Annotated in this window: 14 protein-coding genes; 8 read left to right on the forward strand and 6 right to left on the reverse strand. The window is 70.5% G+C overall.

Annotated elements, in window-relative coordinates:
• Positions 1-7: 7 nt before the first annotated feature.
• From CRP56_RS36520 to CRP56_RS36530, 3 genes are all read right to left on the reverse strand, one after another.
• Entirely contained in the window at positions 8-862 is an 855-nt protein-coding gene (locus CRP56_RS36520) for a carbohydrate ABC transporter permease (RefSeq protein WP_097271413.1), read from the reverse strand.
• Positions 863-959: 97 nt separating this feature from the next.
• The gene (locus CRP56_RS36525; protein ID WP_097271415.1) at positions 960-1,874 is read right to left on the reverse strand and encodes a carbohydrate ABC transporter permease; all 915 of its coding nucleotides are present in this window, start codon (positions 1,872-1,874) and stop codon (positions 960-962) included.
• Positions 1,871-3,235, reverse strand: coding sequence for an ABC transporter substrate-binding protein (locus CRP56_RS36530; RefSeq protein WP_097271417.1), 1,365 nt, complete (start codon positions 3,233-3,235; stop codon positions 1,871-1,873). Before CRP56_RS36530 ends, CRP56_RS36525 begins: the two co-directional genes overlap by 4 nt.
• 306 nt (positions 3,236-3,541) lie before the next feature.
• Here CRP56_RS36530 and CRP56_RS36535 point away from each other — a divergent pair, with 306 nt between their 5' ends.
• A complete protein-coding gene (locus CRP56_RS36535) occupies positions 3,542-4,321 on the forward strand; it encodes a FadR/GntR family transcriptional regulator (protein WP_097271419.1) in 780 nt (259 codons plus the stop codon).
• A 46-nt stretch (positions 4,322-4,367) separates the two neighbouring features.
• On the opposite strand, the gene icmF is transcribed toward CRP56_RS36535, so the two are convergent.
• Positions 4,368-7,595, reverse strand: coding sequence for a fused isobutyryl-CoA mutase/GTPase IcmF (gene icmF, locus CRP56_RS36540; protein ID WP_097271420.1), 3,228 nt, complete (start codon positions 7,593-7,595; stop codon positions 4,368-4,370).
• Positions 7,596-7,785: 190 nt separating this feature from the next.
• Here icmF and panD point away from each other — a divergent pair, with 190 nt between their 5' ends.
• On the forward strand, positions 7,786-8,205 hold the full coding sequence (panD, locus tag CRP56_RS36545; protein WP_079310731.1) for an aspartate 1-decarboxylase: 420 nt from the start codon (positions 7,786-7,788) through the stop codon (positions 8,203-8,205).
• 31 nt (positions 8,206-8,236) lie between these two features.
• On the forward strand, positions 8,237-8,584 hold the full coding sequence (locus tag CRP56_RS36550) for a GNAT family N-acetyltransferase (protein WP_097271422.1): 348 nt from the start codon (positions 8,237-8,239) through the stop codon (positions 8,582-8,584).
• 460 nt (positions 8,585-9,044) lie between these two features.
• On the opposite strand, the gene gndA is transcribed toward CRP56_RS36550, so the two are convergent.
• Positions 9,045-10,484: an NADP-dependent phosphogluconate dehydrogenase gene (gene gndA, locus CRP56_RS36560; protein WP_097271426.1), complete on the reverse strand. Its 1,440-nt coding sequence runs from the start codon at positions 10,482-10,484 to the stop codon at positions 9,045-9,047.
• A gap of 224 nt (positions 10,485-10,708) precedes the next feature.
• Here gndA and CRP56_RS36565 point away from each other — a divergent pair, with 224 nt between their 5' ends.
• Positions 10,709-11,824 carry a transglycosylase family protein gene (locus CRP56_RS36565; RefSeq protein WP_097271428.1) on the forward strand — a complete coding sequence of 372 codons (1,116 nt, stop codon included), beginning with the start codon at positions 10,709-10,711 and terminating at the stop codon, positions 11,822-11,824.
• A gap of 22 nt (positions 11,825-11,846) precedes the next feature.
• Here the strand turns inward: CRP56_RS36565 and CRP56_RS36570 are convergent, their stop codons facing one another.
• On the reverse strand, positions 11,847-13,097 hold the full coding sequence (locus CRP56_RS36570) for a DMT family transporter (RefSeq protein ID WP_097271430.1): 1,251 nt from the start codon (positions 13,095-13,097) through the stop codon (positions 11,847-11,849).
• A 210-nt stretch (positions 13,098-13,307) separates the two neighbouring features.
• Between CRP56_RS36570 and CRP56_RS36575 the strand changes: the two genes are divergently transcribed.
• From CRP56_RS36575 to CRP56_RS36590, 4 genes are all read left to right on the forward strand, one after another.
• Complete coding sequence (locus CRP56_RS36575) at positions 13,308-14,063, forward strand: (2Fe-2S)-binding protein (protein ID WP_097271432.1); 756 nt, start codon at positions 13,308-13,310, stop codon at positions 14,061-14,063.
• A gap of 40 nt (positions 14,064-14,103) precedes the next feature.
• Positions 14,104-15,255 carry a glycogen synthase gene (gene glgA / locus CRP56_RS36580; protein ID WP_097271434.1) on the forward strand — a complete coding sequence of 384 codons (1,152 nt, stop codon included), beginning with the start codon at positions 14,104-14,106 and terminating at the stop codon, positions 15,253-15,255.
• Between the two features lie 53 nt (positions 15,256-15,308).
• Entirely contained in the window at positions 15,309-16,529 is a 1,221-nt protein-coding gene (gene glgC, locus CRP56_RS36585; RefSeq protein WP_097271436.1) for a glucose-1-phosphate adenylyltransferase, read from the forward strand.
• A 148-nt stretch (positions 16,530-16,677) separates the two neighbouring features.
• Positions 16,678-17,997, forward strand: a complete 1,320-nt coding sequence (locus tag CRP56_RS36590; RefSeq protein ID WP_097271438.1) for a wax ester/triacylglycerol synthase family O-acyltransferase — start codon at positions 16,678-16,680, stop codon at positions 17,995-17,997.
• Positions 17,998-18,059: the final 62 nt, after the last annotated feature.

Consider the following 18,059-nt stretch of genomic DNA (forward strand, 5'->3'; position numbering starts at 1 on the left):
AGAGCGGTTACTCCTTGGTGGCGCCGGCGAGCATTCCGCTGACCAGGAAGCGCTGGGCGAACAGGAACACGACGAGTACGGGGGTGATGGCGACCAGCGTCGCCAGTGCCAGTTGCGGGCGTTCGATCGCGAGGGTGCCGACGGTCGGGTTGAACGAGGGCACGTTGCTGAGGAGACTGCCGACGCCCACCTGGATGGGCATCTGGTCGCTCTCGGGGAGCATCACGTACGGCAGGAAGTAGTTCGTCCAGTTGGCGACGAAGCTGAAGAACCCGACCAGCGCGATGACGGGCGTCGCCAGCGGCAGCGCGACGTGGCGGAAGACGCCGAACTCGGAACAGCCGTCCATCCGCGCCGCGGCCAGGAGATCCCTGGGCACGGCGGTGGTGAAGTAGATGTACGTCAGGTACACCCCGAACGGGTAGAACGAGTACGGCAGGATGATCGACCACATCGTGCCGATCAGATGCACCGCGTTGATCTCCAGGAACAGCGGCACCACCAGCGTGGCGTTCGGCATCAGCATCACGACGAGGGTCGCGATCAGCAGCGTGTGCCGGCCGCGGAACTCGGTCATCGCCAGCGCGTAGCCGGCCGGGATGGCCAGGCAGAGGGTGATGACGAGGGAGATCACGGCGTAGACGGCCGAGTTGCGCAGCCACAGCAGGATGGCGTCGTCCTGGAAGCCGGTGAGCGCGTGCCAGTTGGCCTTCAGCGCGTGCAGGGACCCGAAGGACAGCGGGTTGTCGTGGACCAGCTGCTGGTCGGTCTTGGTCGCCGCGAGCAGCAGCCACACCACCGGCAGCACGAAGAAGACCACGAACACGAGGAGCACCGAGCCCCCCAGCAGCCGGGAGCCCACGTTCCGCGGGGGCCGGCGGCGCTGCCGCGCGTCCCCGTGCCGGGTCCGGCTCGTCGACTTCGCACCCTGAGCCGTGAGGGTGGGAGTGGGTCGGGTCTCAGTCGGCATCGAAGAACCCCGATCGTGCGACGAAGACACCGGCCACCGACAGGCTCACCACCAGCAGCTCCACCGAGACCGCGGCGGCGCCGTTGATGTTGTTCATCTGGAAGGCGAAGTCGTACGTCAGCTGGTTGAGCGAGTAGTCGCGGCCGGCCACGCCGGTGCTGGCGAGGGAGAGCAGCTGCGGCTCGACGAAGAGCTGGGCGCCGCCCGCGAAGGCCAGGATCACCATGTAGACGATCCACTTGCGGAGCATGGGGATCTGCACCCGCCAGGCGGTCTGCCAGCCGTTCGCGCCGTCGATGCGCGCGGCCTCCATGACGTCCTTGGGGATGTTGTTGAGCGCGCCGTACATGACGACGATCCAGCCGCCCGCGCCGGTCCAGAACGCGATGATCGTGAACAGCAGCGCCAGGTTCCCGGGTGCGATGACCTCGCCGAAGGTGTGGAAGCCCAGCGTTCCCAGCAGGGAGCTGACCGGGCTCACCGTCGGGTCGAGCATGAACAGCCACACCAGGACGCTCGCGGCGCCCGCGAGGGCCCCGGGGATGTAGTAGAGGAAGCGCAGCGCCTGGCTGACCGGCCCGGCGGACAGCCGGTGCAGCAGCAGCGCCAGGACCACCACGAACACCACGAGGGACAGCAGCCAGAAGACCAGGTACAAGGCCACATGGCTCAGGGAGTCGACGAAGCGGAAGTCCTGTGCCGTGGTGACGAAGTTGGAGAACCCGGTGAACGTGCCTCCGGCGTCGGTGAACGCGAAGTAGATGGCGTAACAGGTCGGCAGGACACCGAAGGCGATCAGCAGCAGTGTGTAGCCGGCGACGAACGCGAGGCCGGCCCGACTCTGCCGGGAGGTGCCGCGAGGGCGCCCCCGGGCGGAGTCGGCCGAGGAGTGCGTGAGGGTCACTGGGAGACCTTGTATCCGTTGGACTTGGCGTACTTGACGATCGAGTCCTGCCAGGCGGGCAGCAGGGACTCGATGGTCTTGCCCTGCGTCAGGCCGGGCTTGACGGTGGCGGCCCAGATCGCCTCCTGGCTGAACTGGCCCGAGCCCCAGTCGGACCACACCTGCGAGGAGGCGTCCTTGAGGGCCGTGAGGTCACTGGCGTAGTACCCGGAGGTGGCCTGCGCCTTGAGCCAGTTCTCGGCGGCGGGCGTGTACGCCGGGAAGCCGGGGGCCTTCTCGCCCTGGTAGGCGTTGTCGGTGGTGACCCACTTCAGGAAGTCGGTGGCCGCCTTGATGTGGGTGGAGTGCTTGGACAGCAGCCAGGTGCCGCCGCCGACGTTGCCGGTGGACGGCGAGCTGTCGCCCTGCCACTGCGGGATGGGCGCCACCGCGATCTGCTTGGCCGGGGTCTTGAGCCCGCTCTCGAAGACCGCGCCGCCGTACCAGGCCGGGCCGGGCATCAGCAGGACCTTCTTGCCCTTGTTCTTGGTGAAGTCGGTGCTGAAGACGCCGCTGATCGACATCGACTTGTTCTTGATCAGTACGTCCAGCAGCTTGGCCATCTTGGTGCAGGCCTCGCTGGTGGTGTTGACGGAGACGGCCTTGGGGCCGGTGATGTGGTTGGCGCCGCACTTGCTCGCCCACAGGTAGATCTCGGGGGTGAAGGAGTCGCCCGCGTCGCCCACGAGGTAGCCGGGGTGCTCCTTGGCGACCTTCTCGCCGAGCGCCTGGTACTCCTCCCAGGTCGTCGGGACCGAGTAGCCGAACTGCTTCAGCAGCGGCGCGTTGTACCAGAGCACCGCCTGGGAGAGGTCGTTGCGCAGGCAGTACAGGGTCCCGTCGACCGTGCAGACGTCGTTGGCGCCCTTGGCGAACCCGCTGAGGGTCGCCTGCGGGATCAGGCCCTTGTTCAGCGGGGCCGCGAAGCCGGCGTCCACGGCCCAGCTCGCCTCGTTGTTCTGGGAGCTGAAGACGACGTCCGGCCAGCCCTTGCCCGTGCGGTTGAACAACTGGACCTTCGTCTGAAGGTAGTTGGACCCGTTGGCGTCGCCGTCGTAGCTGACGATGTTCATCTTCACGCCCGGGTGCGAAGCCTTGTACAGCTTCGCGGCGTCCATGCGGGTCGCGTCCACCCAGACGGTGAACGCCCCGTCGTTCTGGGCCGCTTGGGCGAATCCGTCCTTGTTGGTCGTGCCGCCGGTGCCCCCGCCGCCACACGCGGTCACCGTGAACAGCACCGTGGCGGCACAGCCGGCCAGCAAGGCGGCACGTCTCCTGCTGGTCCCTGTCTCCCGGGTGGCCGAAGGCCTGTAGACGGACATGTGCGACTCCACTCGTTTTGCGTGAGGCTGACGGCTCTGTCATTGCCGCTGCGGAAGAAATTAGCCGCCATATCGAAGGGCGCGTCAAGAGGTGTGTACGGCTTTTTTCAGAGCTCATCTGGCGCGTGAAGGCTGCTCCCGTGGTGGCCCTACTTGGGTAAATGCGGATCAATAGGGGCAAGTTGTCAGGGAGTCATGATCAAGTTTGGAAAGAATGAGTACGACTTATGCTTGCCTGAGGTACGATGAGCCTCGGCTTCAAACCTGATCAGTCACCTTCGTCGCAGTCACCCGGAGGCAGGACATATGAACGACACGCCCGCCGTGCCAGCAGTGGTGAACGGCGCGGACGAGCGGCGCGACTACCGGCCCGGATACGAGGTCGTGGCGGAGCGGATCCTCGAGTTCATCGCGGAGTCGCGTCTGGTCCCGGGCGACCGGATGCCCACCGAGAACGACCTGGCCCAGCAGCTGGACACCAGTCGCGCGGTGGTCAGGGAAGCGGTGAAGATCCTCTCGGCGCTCGGGCGGGTCCGGGCGCACAAGGGACGCGGACTGTTCGTCGCGGACGACGAAGGCATGCTGATCACCAGCCGCTGGGGCGGCTTCTTCCGGCCCGTCGACCTCGATCACGTACTCATGCTGTTCGAGTTCCGCAGAGTGCAGGAGATGGCCGCCGCCAGACTCGCGGCCACCCGGGCCACGCCCGCCGAACTGCGCACCATCGAGATCGCGATGCAGCAGTGCCGGCACGGCTACGTCCATGGGGACGTCGAGGCCTTCAACCAGGGAGACGACGACTTCCACACGGCGCTGGCCGCGGCCTCCCACAACACCTTCCTCGGCAGCGCGGTGCGCGACGCCCGCCGGTTGCAGCGCCAGTCCAGCGCGATCGGCATCCACGACAGCTTCAACGAGGGCACCTCGGCCGCGGTCGAGGAGCACGAGGCGATCTACCGGGCCATTCGCGACGGCCGGCCGGACGAGGCCGCGGAGGCCACGGCCGTCCACCTCGACCGGACGCTGGAGGACTACCGGCGGGAGATCCAGCGCCGCCTGTTCGGCTCGCCGCGGACCGGCGCCTAGCGGAGCCGGCCCCGGCCTCGGTGCCCGTCTGCCGTCCGAACCCTGCTCAGACGTTGCGGCGGTACTGGCCGCCGACCTCGAAGAACGCCTCGGTGATCTGCTGAAGTGAGCAGACGCGGGCGGCGTCCATGAGGACGGCGAAGACGTTGTCCCCGCTGACCGCCGCTTCCTTGAGGGCGGTCAGGGCGGCGTGGGCGGGCTCGTGGTGGCGGGCCTGGAAGTCCCTCACGCGCTCCAGCTGGGACTGCTTCTCCTCCTCGGTGGCGCGGGCGAGTTCGACGACGGTGGGCTCGGCGGTGTCGGCGTGCGGGCTGCGGAAGGTGTTGACGCCGATGAGGGGCAGGGTGCCGTCGTGCTTGCGCTGCTCGTAGAGCATCGACTCGTCCTGGATGCGGCCGCGCTGGTAGCCGGTCTCCATGGCGCCGAGCACACCACCGCGTTCGCTGATCCGCTCGAACTCCCGCAGGACCGCCTCCTCCACCAGGTCGGTGAGCTCGTCGATGATGAACGAGCCCTGCAGGGGGTTCTCGTTCATCGCCAGGCCCCACTCGCGGTTGATGATGAGCTGGATGGCCAGGGCGCGGCGCACGGAGTCCTCGGTGGGGGTGGTGACCGCCTCGTCGTAGGCGTTGGTGTGCAGGCTGTTGCAGTTGTCGTAGATCGCGATGAGCGCCTGGAGCGTGGTGCGGATGTCGTTGAAGTCCATCTCCTGGGCGTGCAGGGACCGGCCCGACGTCTGGACGTGGTACTTCAGCTTCTGGGAGCGGTCGTTCGCGCCGTACTTCTCCTTCATCGCCACCGCCCAGATCCGGCGGGCGACCCGGCCGAGCACCGAGTACTCGGGGTCCATGCCGTTGGAGAAGAAGAACGACAGGTTGGGGGCGAAGTCGTCGATGTGCATGCCCCGGGCGAGGTAGGCCTCGACGTAGGTGAAGCCGTTGGCCAGGGTGAAGGCGAGCTGGCTGATGGGGTTCGCGCCGGCCTCGGCGATGTGGTAGCCGGAGATCGACACCGAGTAGAAGTTGCGGACCTGGTGGGCGATGAACCACTCCTGGATGTCCGCCATCATCCGCAGGGAGAACTCGGTGGAGAACAGACAGGTGTTCTGGCCCTGGTCCTCCTTGAGGATGTCCGCCTGCACCGTGCCGCGCACGGTGGCGAGCGCGCGGGCGCGCAGTTCGGCCGTCTCCTCGGGCGAGGGGTCCCGGCCCTCCGCGGTGCGGAACTTCTCGGTCTGCTGGTCGATCGCGGTGTGCAGGAAGAACGCCAGGAGGGTCGGCGCGGGCCCGTTGATGGTCATGGAGACCGAGGTCGTGGGCGCGACGAGGTCGAAGCCGTCGTAGAGCGCCTTCATGTCCTCCAAGGTGGCCACCGAGACACCGGAGGTGCCGACCTTGCCGTAGATGTCGGGGCGTTCGTCGGGGTCGCGGCCGTAGAGGGTGACGGAGTCGAAGGCGGTGGACAGCCGGGTGGCCGGCTGGCCCTCGGAGAGCATCTTGAAGCGGCGGTTGGTGCGGAACGGGTCGCCCTCGCCGGCGAACATCCGTGCCGGGTCCTCGCCGTCGCGCTTGAAGGGGAACACCCCGGCCGTGAAGGGGAAACGGCCCGGCAGGTTCTCTGCCCGCCAGAAGCGCACCAGTTCGCCGTGGTCGGTGAAGCGGGGCAGGGCGACGCGGGGGATCCGGTTGCCGGACAGGGACTCGCGGGTGAGCTGGGTGCGGATCTCCTTGTCGCGGATCGTCACGACCTGCTCGTCGCCGGAGTACGAGGCGACGACGGCGGGCCACTCGTCGATCTGTTCCCGGACGTCGAGCGGGAGCCGCTTGTGCGCGTCGTCGAGCAGCGCCTGGACGTTCCCGGCGTCGGAGCCCGCCGCGACGAGCTCGCCCTTGACGGCCTCCAGGCGCTGCACCCGCCGGGCCGCCTCGGCCAGCCGCGCGGTCTCCGCGTGGTACGCACGGACGGTGTCGGTGATCTCGGCGAGGTAGCGCACCCGGTCCGCGGGAACCACCTGCCGGATGCCCGAGGAGTGGCGCACGTCGACCGGTGCCAGCGCGCCCTCGACGAGCGGCAGCCCCTTCTCGGCCAGGGCGGTCCGCAGATGCTGGTAGAGCGCGGTCACGCCGTCGTCGTTGAAGGTCGCCGCCGAGGTGCCGTACACCGGCATGTCCTCGGGCCGCATGCCGAACGCCTCGCGGTTGCGGACCAGTTGGCGGCCCACGTCGCGCAGCGCGTCCTTGGCGCCGCGCCGCTCGAACTTGTTGATCGCCACGACGTCGGCGAAGTCGAGCATGTCGATCTTCTCCAGCTGCGAGGCGGCGCCGAACTCCGGCGTCATGACGTACAGCGAGGTGTCGACGAACGGCACGATCGCCGCGTCGCCCTGGCCGATGCCCGGCGTCTCGACGATCACCAGGTCGAACCCTGCGGCCTTCACGACGTCGATCACCTCGGACAGGTGCTCGGGCAGCTCGTGGCTGCCGCGGGTGGCCAGGCTCCGGAAGAACACCCGGTCCCCGTCCAGGGAGTTCATCCGGATCCGGTCACCGAGCAGGGCGCCACCGCCACGGCGGCGCGTCGGGTCGACCGCGATCACCGCGATCCGCAGCTTCTCCTGCTGGTCGACGCGGAACCGGCGCACCAGTTCGTCGGTCAGCGAGGACTTGCCCGAGCCGCCGGTGCCGGTGATGCCGAGCACCGGTACGACCCGGTCCGCGGCGGCACGCAGCCGCTCCATGAATCCCGTGGGCAGCTTGCCGAGTTCGGCGCCGGTGATGGCGCGGGCGATCGCGAACCGGTCACCGGCGAGCACGGCGGCCGCATCGGCCGGTCCGCCGTCCCAGAGGTCGAAGTCGCAGTCCCGCACCACCGAGTTGACCATCCCGGCGAGGCCCAGCCGCTGCCCGTCCTCCGGGGAGAAGATGGTCACCCCGCTCCCGCGCAGCCGGGCGATCTCGTCGGGCACGATGACGCCGCCTCCGCCGCCCACCACCCGGATGTGCCCCGCTCCCCGTGAGCGCAGCGACTCGACCAGGTACTCGAAGTACTCGACGTGCCCGCCCTGGTAGGAGGAGACCGCCACGCCGTGCGCGTCCTCCTCCAGCGCCGCGTCCACGATCTCCCGCACCGACCGGTTGTGTCCGAGGTGGATCACCTCGGCGCCCTGGGACTGGAAGATGCGCCGCATGATGTTGATCGAGGCGTCGTGCCCGTCGAACAGCGCCGAAGCGGTGACCAGGCGGACGGGGTGCACGGGTCGATGCAGAGCGCTCATGGGGGCCTTCCCGGACAGGCGGAGTGGTGCGCGACAAAGAAATACTAGGACGTCCTAGTAAATCACTGGAAGTGGCTGCCGTCACAGGTCGATGAACAACGGCTGACCGGACATGCGAAGGGTTGTACGCTCCGAAGACCGCCCTTGACCTGCACAGAGCAGGCAGGGAGCAGACGAATCGGGAGTTTCCGTGTTCCGAACCATGTTCAAATCGAAGATCCACCGCGCCACCGTCACCCAGGCCGACCTGCACTACGTGGGATCGGTGACCATCGACGCGGACCTGCTCGACGCCGCCGACCTGCTGCCCGGCGAACTCGTCCACATCGTCGACATCACCAACGGCGCCCGGCTGGAGACGTACGTCATCGAGGGCGAGCGCGGCTCCGGGGTGATCGGTATCAACGGGGCCGCCGCCCATCTCGTCCACCCCGGTGATCTGGTGATCATCATCAGTTACGCTCAGGTGACCGACGCCGAGGCGCGGGCACTGGAACCCCGGGTCGTGCACGTGGACCACGACAACCGCATCGTGGCCCTGGGCGCGGACCCCTCGGAGCCGGTGCCGGGCTCGGACCAGGAGCGCAGCCCGCAGGCCGTACCGGCCTGAGTCACAGACGGCCGAGACCAGGAGCGTGCCCATGAGCGACGACATCGAGATCCGCGACGACCGGCCGGCCGGCCGCCTGGAGGCGATCGGCGGCGGCGAAGTCGTGGGCCACATCCAGTACTTCGTCCTCGAGGCACCGGCGCGCGCCCTGGTCCCCGTCCACACGATCGTGGAACCGGCCCACGAAGGGAAGGGCATCGCGGGCTCCCTGGCCCGCGAGCTCTACACCATCGCCGCGCGCGAGGGCGTGCCCGTGGCACCGCTGTGCCCGTACGTCGTCAAGTGGGCCGCACGCCACCCCGACGAGGCCCCGGCCGCCGACCCCGAGCTGCTGCGCGCGGCGAAGGAGTGGCTGAAGGCCCATCCGGAGGGCTTCTGATCCCGCCGTACGAGTGACTGGCCCGCCGCGGACCGGGTAGGCGGGGGAGAAGTCCAGAGCCGACGTCCCATCTGGCTGGAGGACACGATGACCAACCCCCCGACCCCCTACCCGGACCCGGTCCACCCGGACCCGACCCCAGGCCCCACCCCGACCCCGGGCCCGCCTCCGGAACCCCCGCAGCCCCCGACCCCGACCCCACCACCGGGCCCGGGCCCGACGCCGGAGCCCCCGCAGCCCCCGACGCCGCCACCCGGCCCGGGGCCGCAGCCGACCCCGGACCCCTCACCGATCCCACCGGGCCCGGAGCCGGTACCGAACCCGGAGCCAGGACCTCCCCTGAGTTGAGGGACCGGCACTTGATGACGGCGGGCGGCTGAACGCCCCAAGGGGCGCGGGGAACTGCGCGATCAACCCCCACTCAGCCGCATCCGCCGTACCGCCGAAACCGCCCCACCCCTCAGGCGCCGACCTCCGACCGGTCCCCACCCCACAACGTGTGGAACGACCCGTCCCGGTCCACCCTCCGATACGTGTGCGCCCCGAAGAAGTCCCGCTGCCCCTGCGTAAGCGCCGCAGGCAACCGCTCCGCACGCAGCGCGTCGTAGTACGCGAGCGCCGCCGAGAAGCCCGGCGTCGGCACTCCCTGCCGCGTCGCCGCCACGATCACCTCGCGCCAGTCGTCCTGCGCGTCGGCGATCTCCCGGGCGAACGTCTCGTCGGACAGCAGGCTCGGCAGATCGGCCCGGGCGTCGTACGCGGCGCGGATGCGGTCCAGGAACGCGGCCCGGATGATGCAGCCGCCGCGCCAGATCGCGGAGACGGCACCGAGGTCGATGTCCCAGTCGTACTCCTCGCGCGCCGCCGCGATCTCGTGGAAGCCCTGCGTGTACGACACGATCTTCGAGGCGTACAGCGCCTGCTCGACCCGGTCGGCGAACGCGCCCGCCTCCGCCTCGCTCAGCGGCGTGGCCGAGGGCCCGGCGAGGCCGCGGGACGCCTCGCGCAGCGCCGCGTGGCCGGACAGCGACCGGGCGAAGACGGCCTCGGCGATGCCGGACACCGGGACCCCGAGGTCGAGGGCGATCTGCACGGTCCAGCGACCGGTGCCCTTCTGCTCGGCCTGGTCCACCACCACGTCCACGAACGGCTTGCCGGTGGCCGCGTCCACATGGGACAGCACCTCGGCGGTGATCTCGATCAGATACGAGTCGAGGCGGCCGGTGTTCCAGGTCCGGAAGATCTCCGCGATCTGCGCGGGCGAGTAGCCGGCGACATCGCGCAGCAGCTGGTACGCCTCACCGATGAGCTGCATGTCGGCGTACTCGATGCCGTTGTGCACCATCTTCACGAAGTGCCCGGCGCCGTCCGCGCCGACGTGCGTGACGCACGGCGCGCCGTCCTTCGCCTTCGCGGAGATCTTCTCGAGCATCGGACCAAGGGAGTCGTACGACTCCTTGGAGCCGCCGGGCATGATGCTGGGCCCGTTGAGCGCGCCCTCCTCGCCGCCGGAGATGCCGGTGCCGACGAAGTGGATGCCCTTGTCGCGGAGTTCGCGCTCGCGGCGCCGGGTGTCGGCGAAGTGCGCGTTGCCACCGTCGATGATCATGTCGCCGGGCTCCAGGAGCGGGGCGAACTCCTGGATCACCGCGTCGGTCGGGTCACCGGCCTTGACCATGATGACCAGCCGGCGCGGCCGCTCCAGGGCGGCGACGAACTCCTTCGCGGTCTCGGCGGCGATGAAGTCGCCCTCGCTCCCGTGCTCCTCGACGAGGGCGTGCGTACGGGACGCCGTCCGGTTGTGCACCGCGACCGTATAGCCGTTGCGGGCGAAGTTGCGGGCGAGGTTGCTGCCCATGACCGCGAGGCCCGTGACGCCGATCTGCGCTGTAGTGCTCATACCGTCTGCTCCCAAAGATCCAGTGGATCGCGTAGGTCGTTATCGGTGCTGCCGCTCGTGCTGGTTAGCAGCCTACGCAGATACGGCTCGGGGGCCTCGTCGTGTTCAGCCGGAACATTCCGCCGGCGCGGGCGGCCGGAACAGGCGGCTGATTGCTGTCTTGTCATGGCCTGTTCGGGGCGCTTACTTTTGGCCCTCCTGACGTACGTCGTAGGGGGAGCTCCATGGCCGTACGCGGCCGGCACCGCCGGTATCAGCCGAACAGGATCAACCGCGCCTCGCTCACCGTCACGGCGGGCGGCGCCGGAATGGCGATCCCGCTCATCGGTGCCGGCACCGCCCAGGCGGCCGACGTGGACATCTGGAACAAGGTCGCCGCCTGCGAGTCGAGCAACAACTGGAGCATCAACACCGGCAACGGCTACTACGGCGGGCTGCAGTTCACCCAGTCCACCTGGGAGGCCTTCGGCGGCACCCGGTACGCCCCGCGCGCCGATCTCGCCACCAAGGACCAGCAGATCGCCGTGGCGGAGAAGGTGCTGGACGGGCAGGGGCCGGGCGCCTGGCCGGTGTGTTCGGTGCGGGCCGGGCTCACCCGGGGCGGGGACACCCCCGACATCCATCCGGCCGGGGGCACCAAGGCCGCCGTCCCTGACGTGCAGCCGCAGACCACGCCGCAGTCCAGGGCCGGTTCCGCCGAGATGTACACCGTGGTCCACGGCGACACCCTGTCCGGCATCGCCGGCCGGGAGGACGTCAAGGGCGGCTGGCGCGGTCTGTACGCCGCCAACCGGAAGACCATCGGCGCCGATCCGGACCTCATCCTGCCGGGGCAGCGGCTCAGCCTGCGCGGCAAGGCGGCCACGGTCACGACCCAGACGTCCACCAGGCCGGCCACCGAGAAGAAGAAGGCGAAGGACACCGAGGAAACCGGCCACCGCCTGGTCGCCCCGGTCGACGCCTCCACCGGCACCCCGTACCACAAGGCAGGTTCCGCCTGGTCGAAGGGCTATCACACCGGCGTCGACTTCGCCGTCCCCACGGGCACGTCCGTGAAGGCGGTCGCCGCGGGGCGGGTGGTGGCCTCCGGGTGGGCCGGGTCGTTCGGGTACCAGGTGGTGATCCGGCACTCCGACGGCCGCTACACCCAGTACGCCCATCTCTCCGCGATCTCGGTGAAGACCGGGCAGAGCGTGAGCGCCGGACAGCGCATCGGGCGCTCGGGGTCCACAGGCAACAGCACGGGCCCGCATCTGCACTTCGAGGTGCGGACGGGGCCCGGCTTCGGTACCGATGTCGACCCGGTCGCCTATCTCCGGGCCGGAGGGGTCAGGGTCTGATCCCGGGATCAGGACCCGCCCCTCAGGATTTGACCCTCGTACGGTGTCGGTCGAGGACTGGCATCGGGATGTAGGAGGCGCCGTAGAGCGGGCCGACGTAGAAGATCGGGCGCTCCTCGGTGTCCGGGGCGGTGTCCAGGGCATCGGTCTCGTCCGGCTGCGGCGCCGGGACGAGGACGTCCTCCAGGGCCGGCTGCGGTGCCGGTACGAGGATGTCCTCCAAGGCCGCCTCGGCCGTCGCGGCGAGGACGTCCTCCCGTACCGCCGCGTCGGCAGCCGCCGCCAGGACCTCTTCGCGGGTCTGACCGGGCTGACCGGGCAGGGTCGTGAGCAGCTCCGCGGGCGAGGCGGGCACCCGCAGCTCGTCCGCCTGCGGGTCCGTGACCGGCTCCGGGTCCCCGGACTGGGCCGGCACCCGCACCGGCTCCTCCGGCACGGACTCCGTGCGGGCGATCCGCTCCGAGGTGAGGAGGATCAGGCCGCCCGCCGCCACCACACCGCAGCTCAGGGCGAGCGCGGTGCCCGTGGTGCCGTAGCGGAAGGTCTCGCCGAACATCGTGATGCCGACGACGGCCGCGACCACCGGGTTCACGACGGTCAGCGTGGCCAGCGGGGCCGCGAGCCCGGCGCCCCGGTAGGAGGCCTGGGAGAGCAGCATGCCGGCCGTGGCCAGGACGGCGATCACGGCGAGGGAGGGCACGTCGGCCACCGAGACGCCGCCGGTCCAGTCGACCGCGACCGTCTTGGTGAACACCGAGGACATGCCGAACGCGATACCCGACGCGGTGGCGAGCAGGATGCTGCGCACCGCCGGGTGCCGGTGGGCCGCCCGGCCCGCGATCATCAGGGCGACGACCGCGATGCCGGTGACCGTGGCGACGGCCACCCGCTGGGCGGTGTCCAGGGACTGCGCGTCGGACGCGCCGACCAGGGACAGCAGACCGGCGAGACCGACGGTCGCCATGATCGCGCCGCGCCAGGCGGTCGCCCCGGCCTTGCGGCCGACGAACAGCGCGGCCATGGGCAGGGCGAAGACGATGGTGAGGGCGCCGAGCGGCTGGACCAGGCTGAGGGGGCCGAACGCCAGCGCCACCACGTGCAGCAGTCCGCCGAGGCCGTTCAGCGCGACCGCCGCCCACCAGCTGGGCCGGCGCAGCGGCGCGAACTGCTGCTCGGGGGAGGACACCGCGACCTGCTCCTGGACGATCGCCCCGCCCGCGTAGGCGACGGCAGAGACGAGCGACAGGACGACGGACAACGCGAGGGCGCTCATCAGCAGCTCCTCTGCGTGAAGCGGGGCTGGTGACCCCGGCGCGGCGAACGGTCGGCTTCCATGTGCAACACGATGCCGTGGAATGCCATTCCCGTCGTCGTACCTGAGCACGCAATGGGTCCTACTGCCGATGGAGTACTACGGAGGGTCAGTCCTCCCCAGGGTGGGTGACACTGCCCCAGGCCCCCCTGATGCCGTCCCCTAAGGGCCTTGGTACTACTGCTCCTCGTGGACCTCGACGCCGATCTCGCCGCGCTCCGCCCGCTCGGCGGCTTCTTCCTACTACGCACGGGTGCGCCGTCGCGTTCAACGCTGCCGACCCTCGCAGAGGTATACGACTTCGAAAAGTCGGACGTTTACGGAGAATCCGTGACTTTTCGTATCCGTAAGGTGGCCGCTTCCCTTCAGGCTCCGGAGGTGCGGATCGCCGCCTCGATCGCCCAGCAGGGCCTCGCCGCCCGCCTGTGGTCCGCGGCCCTCGGCTGCGCCGTGCTCTACGGCCACGTCCCCGACCTCGACGCCCGGCTGCTGCGCTGGGACGCCGACGGCAGCGCCCCCGACGACCTGTGGCTCACCGAGGTGCACGCGCTGGCCGGCGACGCGGGAACCCTCGCGGCGGTCGTCCTGGAAGGGCACCTGGAGCCGCTGGCGGCGGCGCTGCGGGCGCGCCACCACCTCGCCCCCGGCCTGCTGCGCGGCAACGCCGCCTCCGCGCTCGCCGGAGCCGCCCGCCAGCTGTCGGGCTGGGCCCGAGCGAACGGCCGCCCCGAGGTGGCCGCCCGCAGCCGCGCCCTCACCACGGAACTCCTCGCCCACCCCCTCCTCGCCGGCACCGGCACCCTGACCGGCACCGCCTTCCGGCGCCGCAGCTGCTGCCTCTACTACCGCGTCCCCGGCGGGGGCGTCTGCGGCGACTGTTGCTTCACACGACCCCCGCGCTCTTCCCCAGGCGCCGCATCTGGGTGACCATGAAGGGCAACCAGCCGCTGAGAACAGGGGGTTCCGGGTGCGAGTGGGCCTGCTGACCCGGGAGTACCCGCCGGACGTGTACGGCGGCGCGGGCGTCCATGTCGAGTTCCTCGCCCGGGAGTTGGCCGCCCTGGCCGACGTCGAGGTGCACTGCTGGGGCGAGGGCCGCGGAGTGGGCGTGGTGCGCCACCGCCCCTGGTCCGTGCTCGACACCGCGAACGACGCGCTGCGCACCTTCTCCGTGGACCTCGCGATGACCGCGGGCCTGGAGGGCCGCGAACTCGTCCACTCCCACACCTGGTACGCCAACCTCGCCGGTCACCTCGGCAAGCTCCTGTACGGCATCCCGCACGTGATGACCGCCCACTCCGTGGAGCCGCTGCGCCCCTGGAAGGCCGAGCAACTCGGCGGCGGATACGCCCTGTCGAGCTGGGCCGAGCGCACCGCGATCGAGTCCGCCGACGCGGTGATCGCGGTCTCCGGCGCCATGCGCGAGGACATCCTCGCCTGCTACCCGGCCCTCGACCCCGCCCGGGTGCACATCGTGCACAACGGCATCGACACCACCCTCTACCGCCCCGACCACGGCACCGATGCCCTCACCCGCATCGGCCTCGACCCCGACCGGCCCTTCGTGCTGTTCGTCGGCCGCATCACCCGCCAGAAGGGCGTGCCCCATCTGCTGCGCGCGGTACGCGACATCGACCCCGCCGCACAGGTCGTACTGTGCGCGGGAGCGCCGGACACCCCGGAGATCGACCGTGAATTCCGGGAGCTGTACGAGGAGTTGAGCCGGGTCCGCGAGGGCGTGCACTGGATCCCGCAGATGCTGCCCCGCCCGGACGTGATCCAGCTCCTCACGCACGCGGCGGTGTTCGTCTGCCCCTCGGTGTACGAACCCCTCGGCATCGTCAACCTCGAAGCCATGGCGTGCGGAACCCCCGTGGTGGCCTCGCGGGTCGGCGGCATCCCGGAGGTCGTCGACGACGGCAAGACCGGGCTGCTCGTCCCGGTGGACGACGACTTCGAGCCCGCCCTCGCCCGTGCGCTGGACGCGGTCCTCGGCGATCCGGAGGGCGCCCGGCGGATGGGCGAGGCCGGACGCGAGCGCGCGGTGGGGGAGTTCGGCTGGGACGCGGTCGCCCGGCGGACGGTGCGGCTCTACGAGGAGATCCTCAAACAGGCGTAGTGCGCCCCGGGCAGGGGCAGGCATGGGTCACAACCAGGGTGAGGGGAGCGACCATGCGTCGTGGTGGACCTTCGGTGCTCGGGATCGTACTGGCGGGCGGAGAGGGCAAGCGCCTGATGCCCCTGACCGGTGACCGCGCGAAACCCGCGGTCACCTTCGGCGGAACGTATCGCCTGGTGGACTTCGTCCTGTCCAACCTCGTCAACGGAGACATCCTGCGCATCTGCGTGCTGACGCAGTACAAGTCGCACTCGCTCGACCGGCACATCACCACGACCTGGCGGATGTCCAGCCTGCTCGGCAACTACGTCACCCCCGTCCCGGCCCAGCAGCGGCTCGGCCCCCGCTGGTACCTGGGCAGCGCGGACGCGATCCTGCAGTCCCTCAACCTCGTCTACGACGAACGGCCCGAGTACGTGGCGGTGTTCGGCGCCGACCACGTGTACCGCATGGACCCGCGCCAGATGCTCGCCCAGCACATCGAGGGCGGCGCGGGCGTGACGGTGGCCGGGATCCGCGTCCCGCGCTCGGAGTCCTCGCAGTTCGGGGTGATCACCCCCGGCTCGGACGGGCTCACGGTGGACCGCTTCCTGGAGAAGCCCGCCGACCCGCCCGGTCTCGCCGACGACCCGGAGTGCGTGTTCGCCTCCATGGGCAACTACATCTTCACCACCAAGGCCCTGATAGAGGCCCTCCAGCGGGACGCCGAGGACGAGCACTCGCTGCACGACATGGGCGGCTCGATCCTGCCCCAGCTCACCGAGCGCGGCGAGGCCCAGCTGTACGACTTCAGCGCCAACCACGTCCCCGGCGAGACCAACCGCGACCGCGGCTACTGGCGGGACGTCGGCACCCTGGACGCGTACTACGACGCCCACATGGACCTCATCGCCGAGCGCCCCGCCTTCAACCTCTACAACCGGCAGTGGCCCATCTACACCCACTCGGGCCAGCTGTCCCCGGCCCGCTTCAACGCCGGCGGCATCGCCAGCGAGTCCATCATCAGCGCGGGCTGCCTCATCCGGGGGCAGGTCACCCGGTCGGTGCTGTCGCCCGGGGTGGTGGTGGACCCGGGGGCGGTCGTGCAGGGGTCGGTGCTGCACGACAACGTCAAGATCGGGCGGGGCGCGGTGGTGCGGGGCGCGGTCCTCGACAAGAACGTGGAGGTGCCACCGGGTGCCACGATCGGGGTGAACCCGGAGCGCGACGCCGAGCTCTACACCGTCTCCAAGGGCGGGGTGATCGCACTCGGGAAGGGCCAGCAGGTGTCCTGAACTCGGCCTCCGGTGCGCCAGTGAACCCTGGGGCACGGAGGGCCGGACTTAATCTGCTGTTAACTGTGCGTAGCGTGATCGTACTTGACCGTAATCGCCCGGGGGCGGTTGACTGCTTGCTCACCCGTCGTCGACGCGAGGCAAGCCATTGACTTCAGATCTGCTCGCCCCTCTCGACCTGGCGTTCTGGAACATCGAGTCCGCCGAGCACCCCATGCACCTGGGTGCCCTCGGCGTCTTCGCGGCGCACTCGCCCACCGCGGGCGCCCACGCGGCCGACCTGCTCGCGGCCCGGGCCGCCGCGGTGCCCGGCCTGCGGATGCGCATCCGGGACGTCTGGCAGCCGCTGGCCTTCGGAGGGGCGACGCGCGAGCCCGCCCCCGACTTCGACCCCCTGGACCACGTCCGGCTGCACGCGCCCACCGCCGACTTCCACGCCGACGCCGGCCGGCTCATGGAACGCCCGCTGGAACGCGGCCGGCCGCCGTGGGAGGCGCATGTCCTGCCGGGGGAGGACGGCGCCTCCTTCGCCGTGCTCTTCAAGTTCCACCACGCCCTGGCCGACGGGCTGCGCGCCCTGACGCTGGCCGCGGCGATCCTGGACCCGATGGACCTGCCGGCCCGCACGCCGCGCCCCGAGGAGCCGTCGAAGGGCTTGTTCCCGGATGTGCGCAAGCTGCCCGGGCTGGTCCGCGGCGCCGTCTCCGACGTCGGCCGGGCCCTCGACATCGGCGCGTCCGTCGCGCTCTCCACCGTCGGCGTGCGCTCCTCGGCGGCCCTCACCGCCGAGCCCAGCGGCACCCGCCGCACCGCCGGGGTGGTCATCGACCTCGACGATGTGCACCGCGTCCGCAAGATCCGGGGCGGCACCGTCAACGACGTCCTCATCGCCGTCGTCGCGGGCGCGCTGCGGCGCTGGCTCGACGAGCGCGGCGACGGCAGCGACGGCGTCGCGCCCCGCGCGCTCATCCCCGTCTCCAAGCGCCGCCCGCGCACCGCCCACCCGCAGGGCAACCGGCTCTCCGGCTACCTGGTGAGACTCCCGGTCGACGACCCCGACCCGCTCGCCCGCCTGGACACGGTCCGCATGGCCATGGACCGCAAGAAGGACGCCGGGCCCAACCGGGGCGCCGGTGCCGTCGCGCTGCTCGCCGACCACGTCCCCGCGCTCGGCCACCGGCTCGGCGGGCCCCTGGTCAGCCAGGCCGCCCGGCTCTGGTTCGACATCCTCGTCACCAGCGTGCCGCTGCCCAGCCTCGGCCTGAAGCTCGGCGGCCACCCGGTCACCCAGGTCTTCCCGTTCGCCCCGCTGGCCCGCGGCCAGTCCCTGGCGATCGCCGTCTCGACGTACCGCGGCCATGTCCACTACGGCCTGGTCGCCGACGCGGAAGCGGTGCCGGACCTGGACGTCCTGGCCAGGGCCCTCACCGAGGAGGTGGAGACGCTCATCACGGCCTGTGAGGCTTGACCCTCCCGAATTTTGGAGGACCGGCCCGGCGCTCCGTAGAATTCCCCGTTCGAAAGCGGACG

The organism is Streptomyces sp. TLI_55 (genome assembly GCF_900206255.1).
GTDB classification, from domain to species: Bacteria; Actinomycetota; Actinomycetes; order Streptomycetales; family Streptomycetaceae; genus Streptomyces; species Streptomyces aquilus.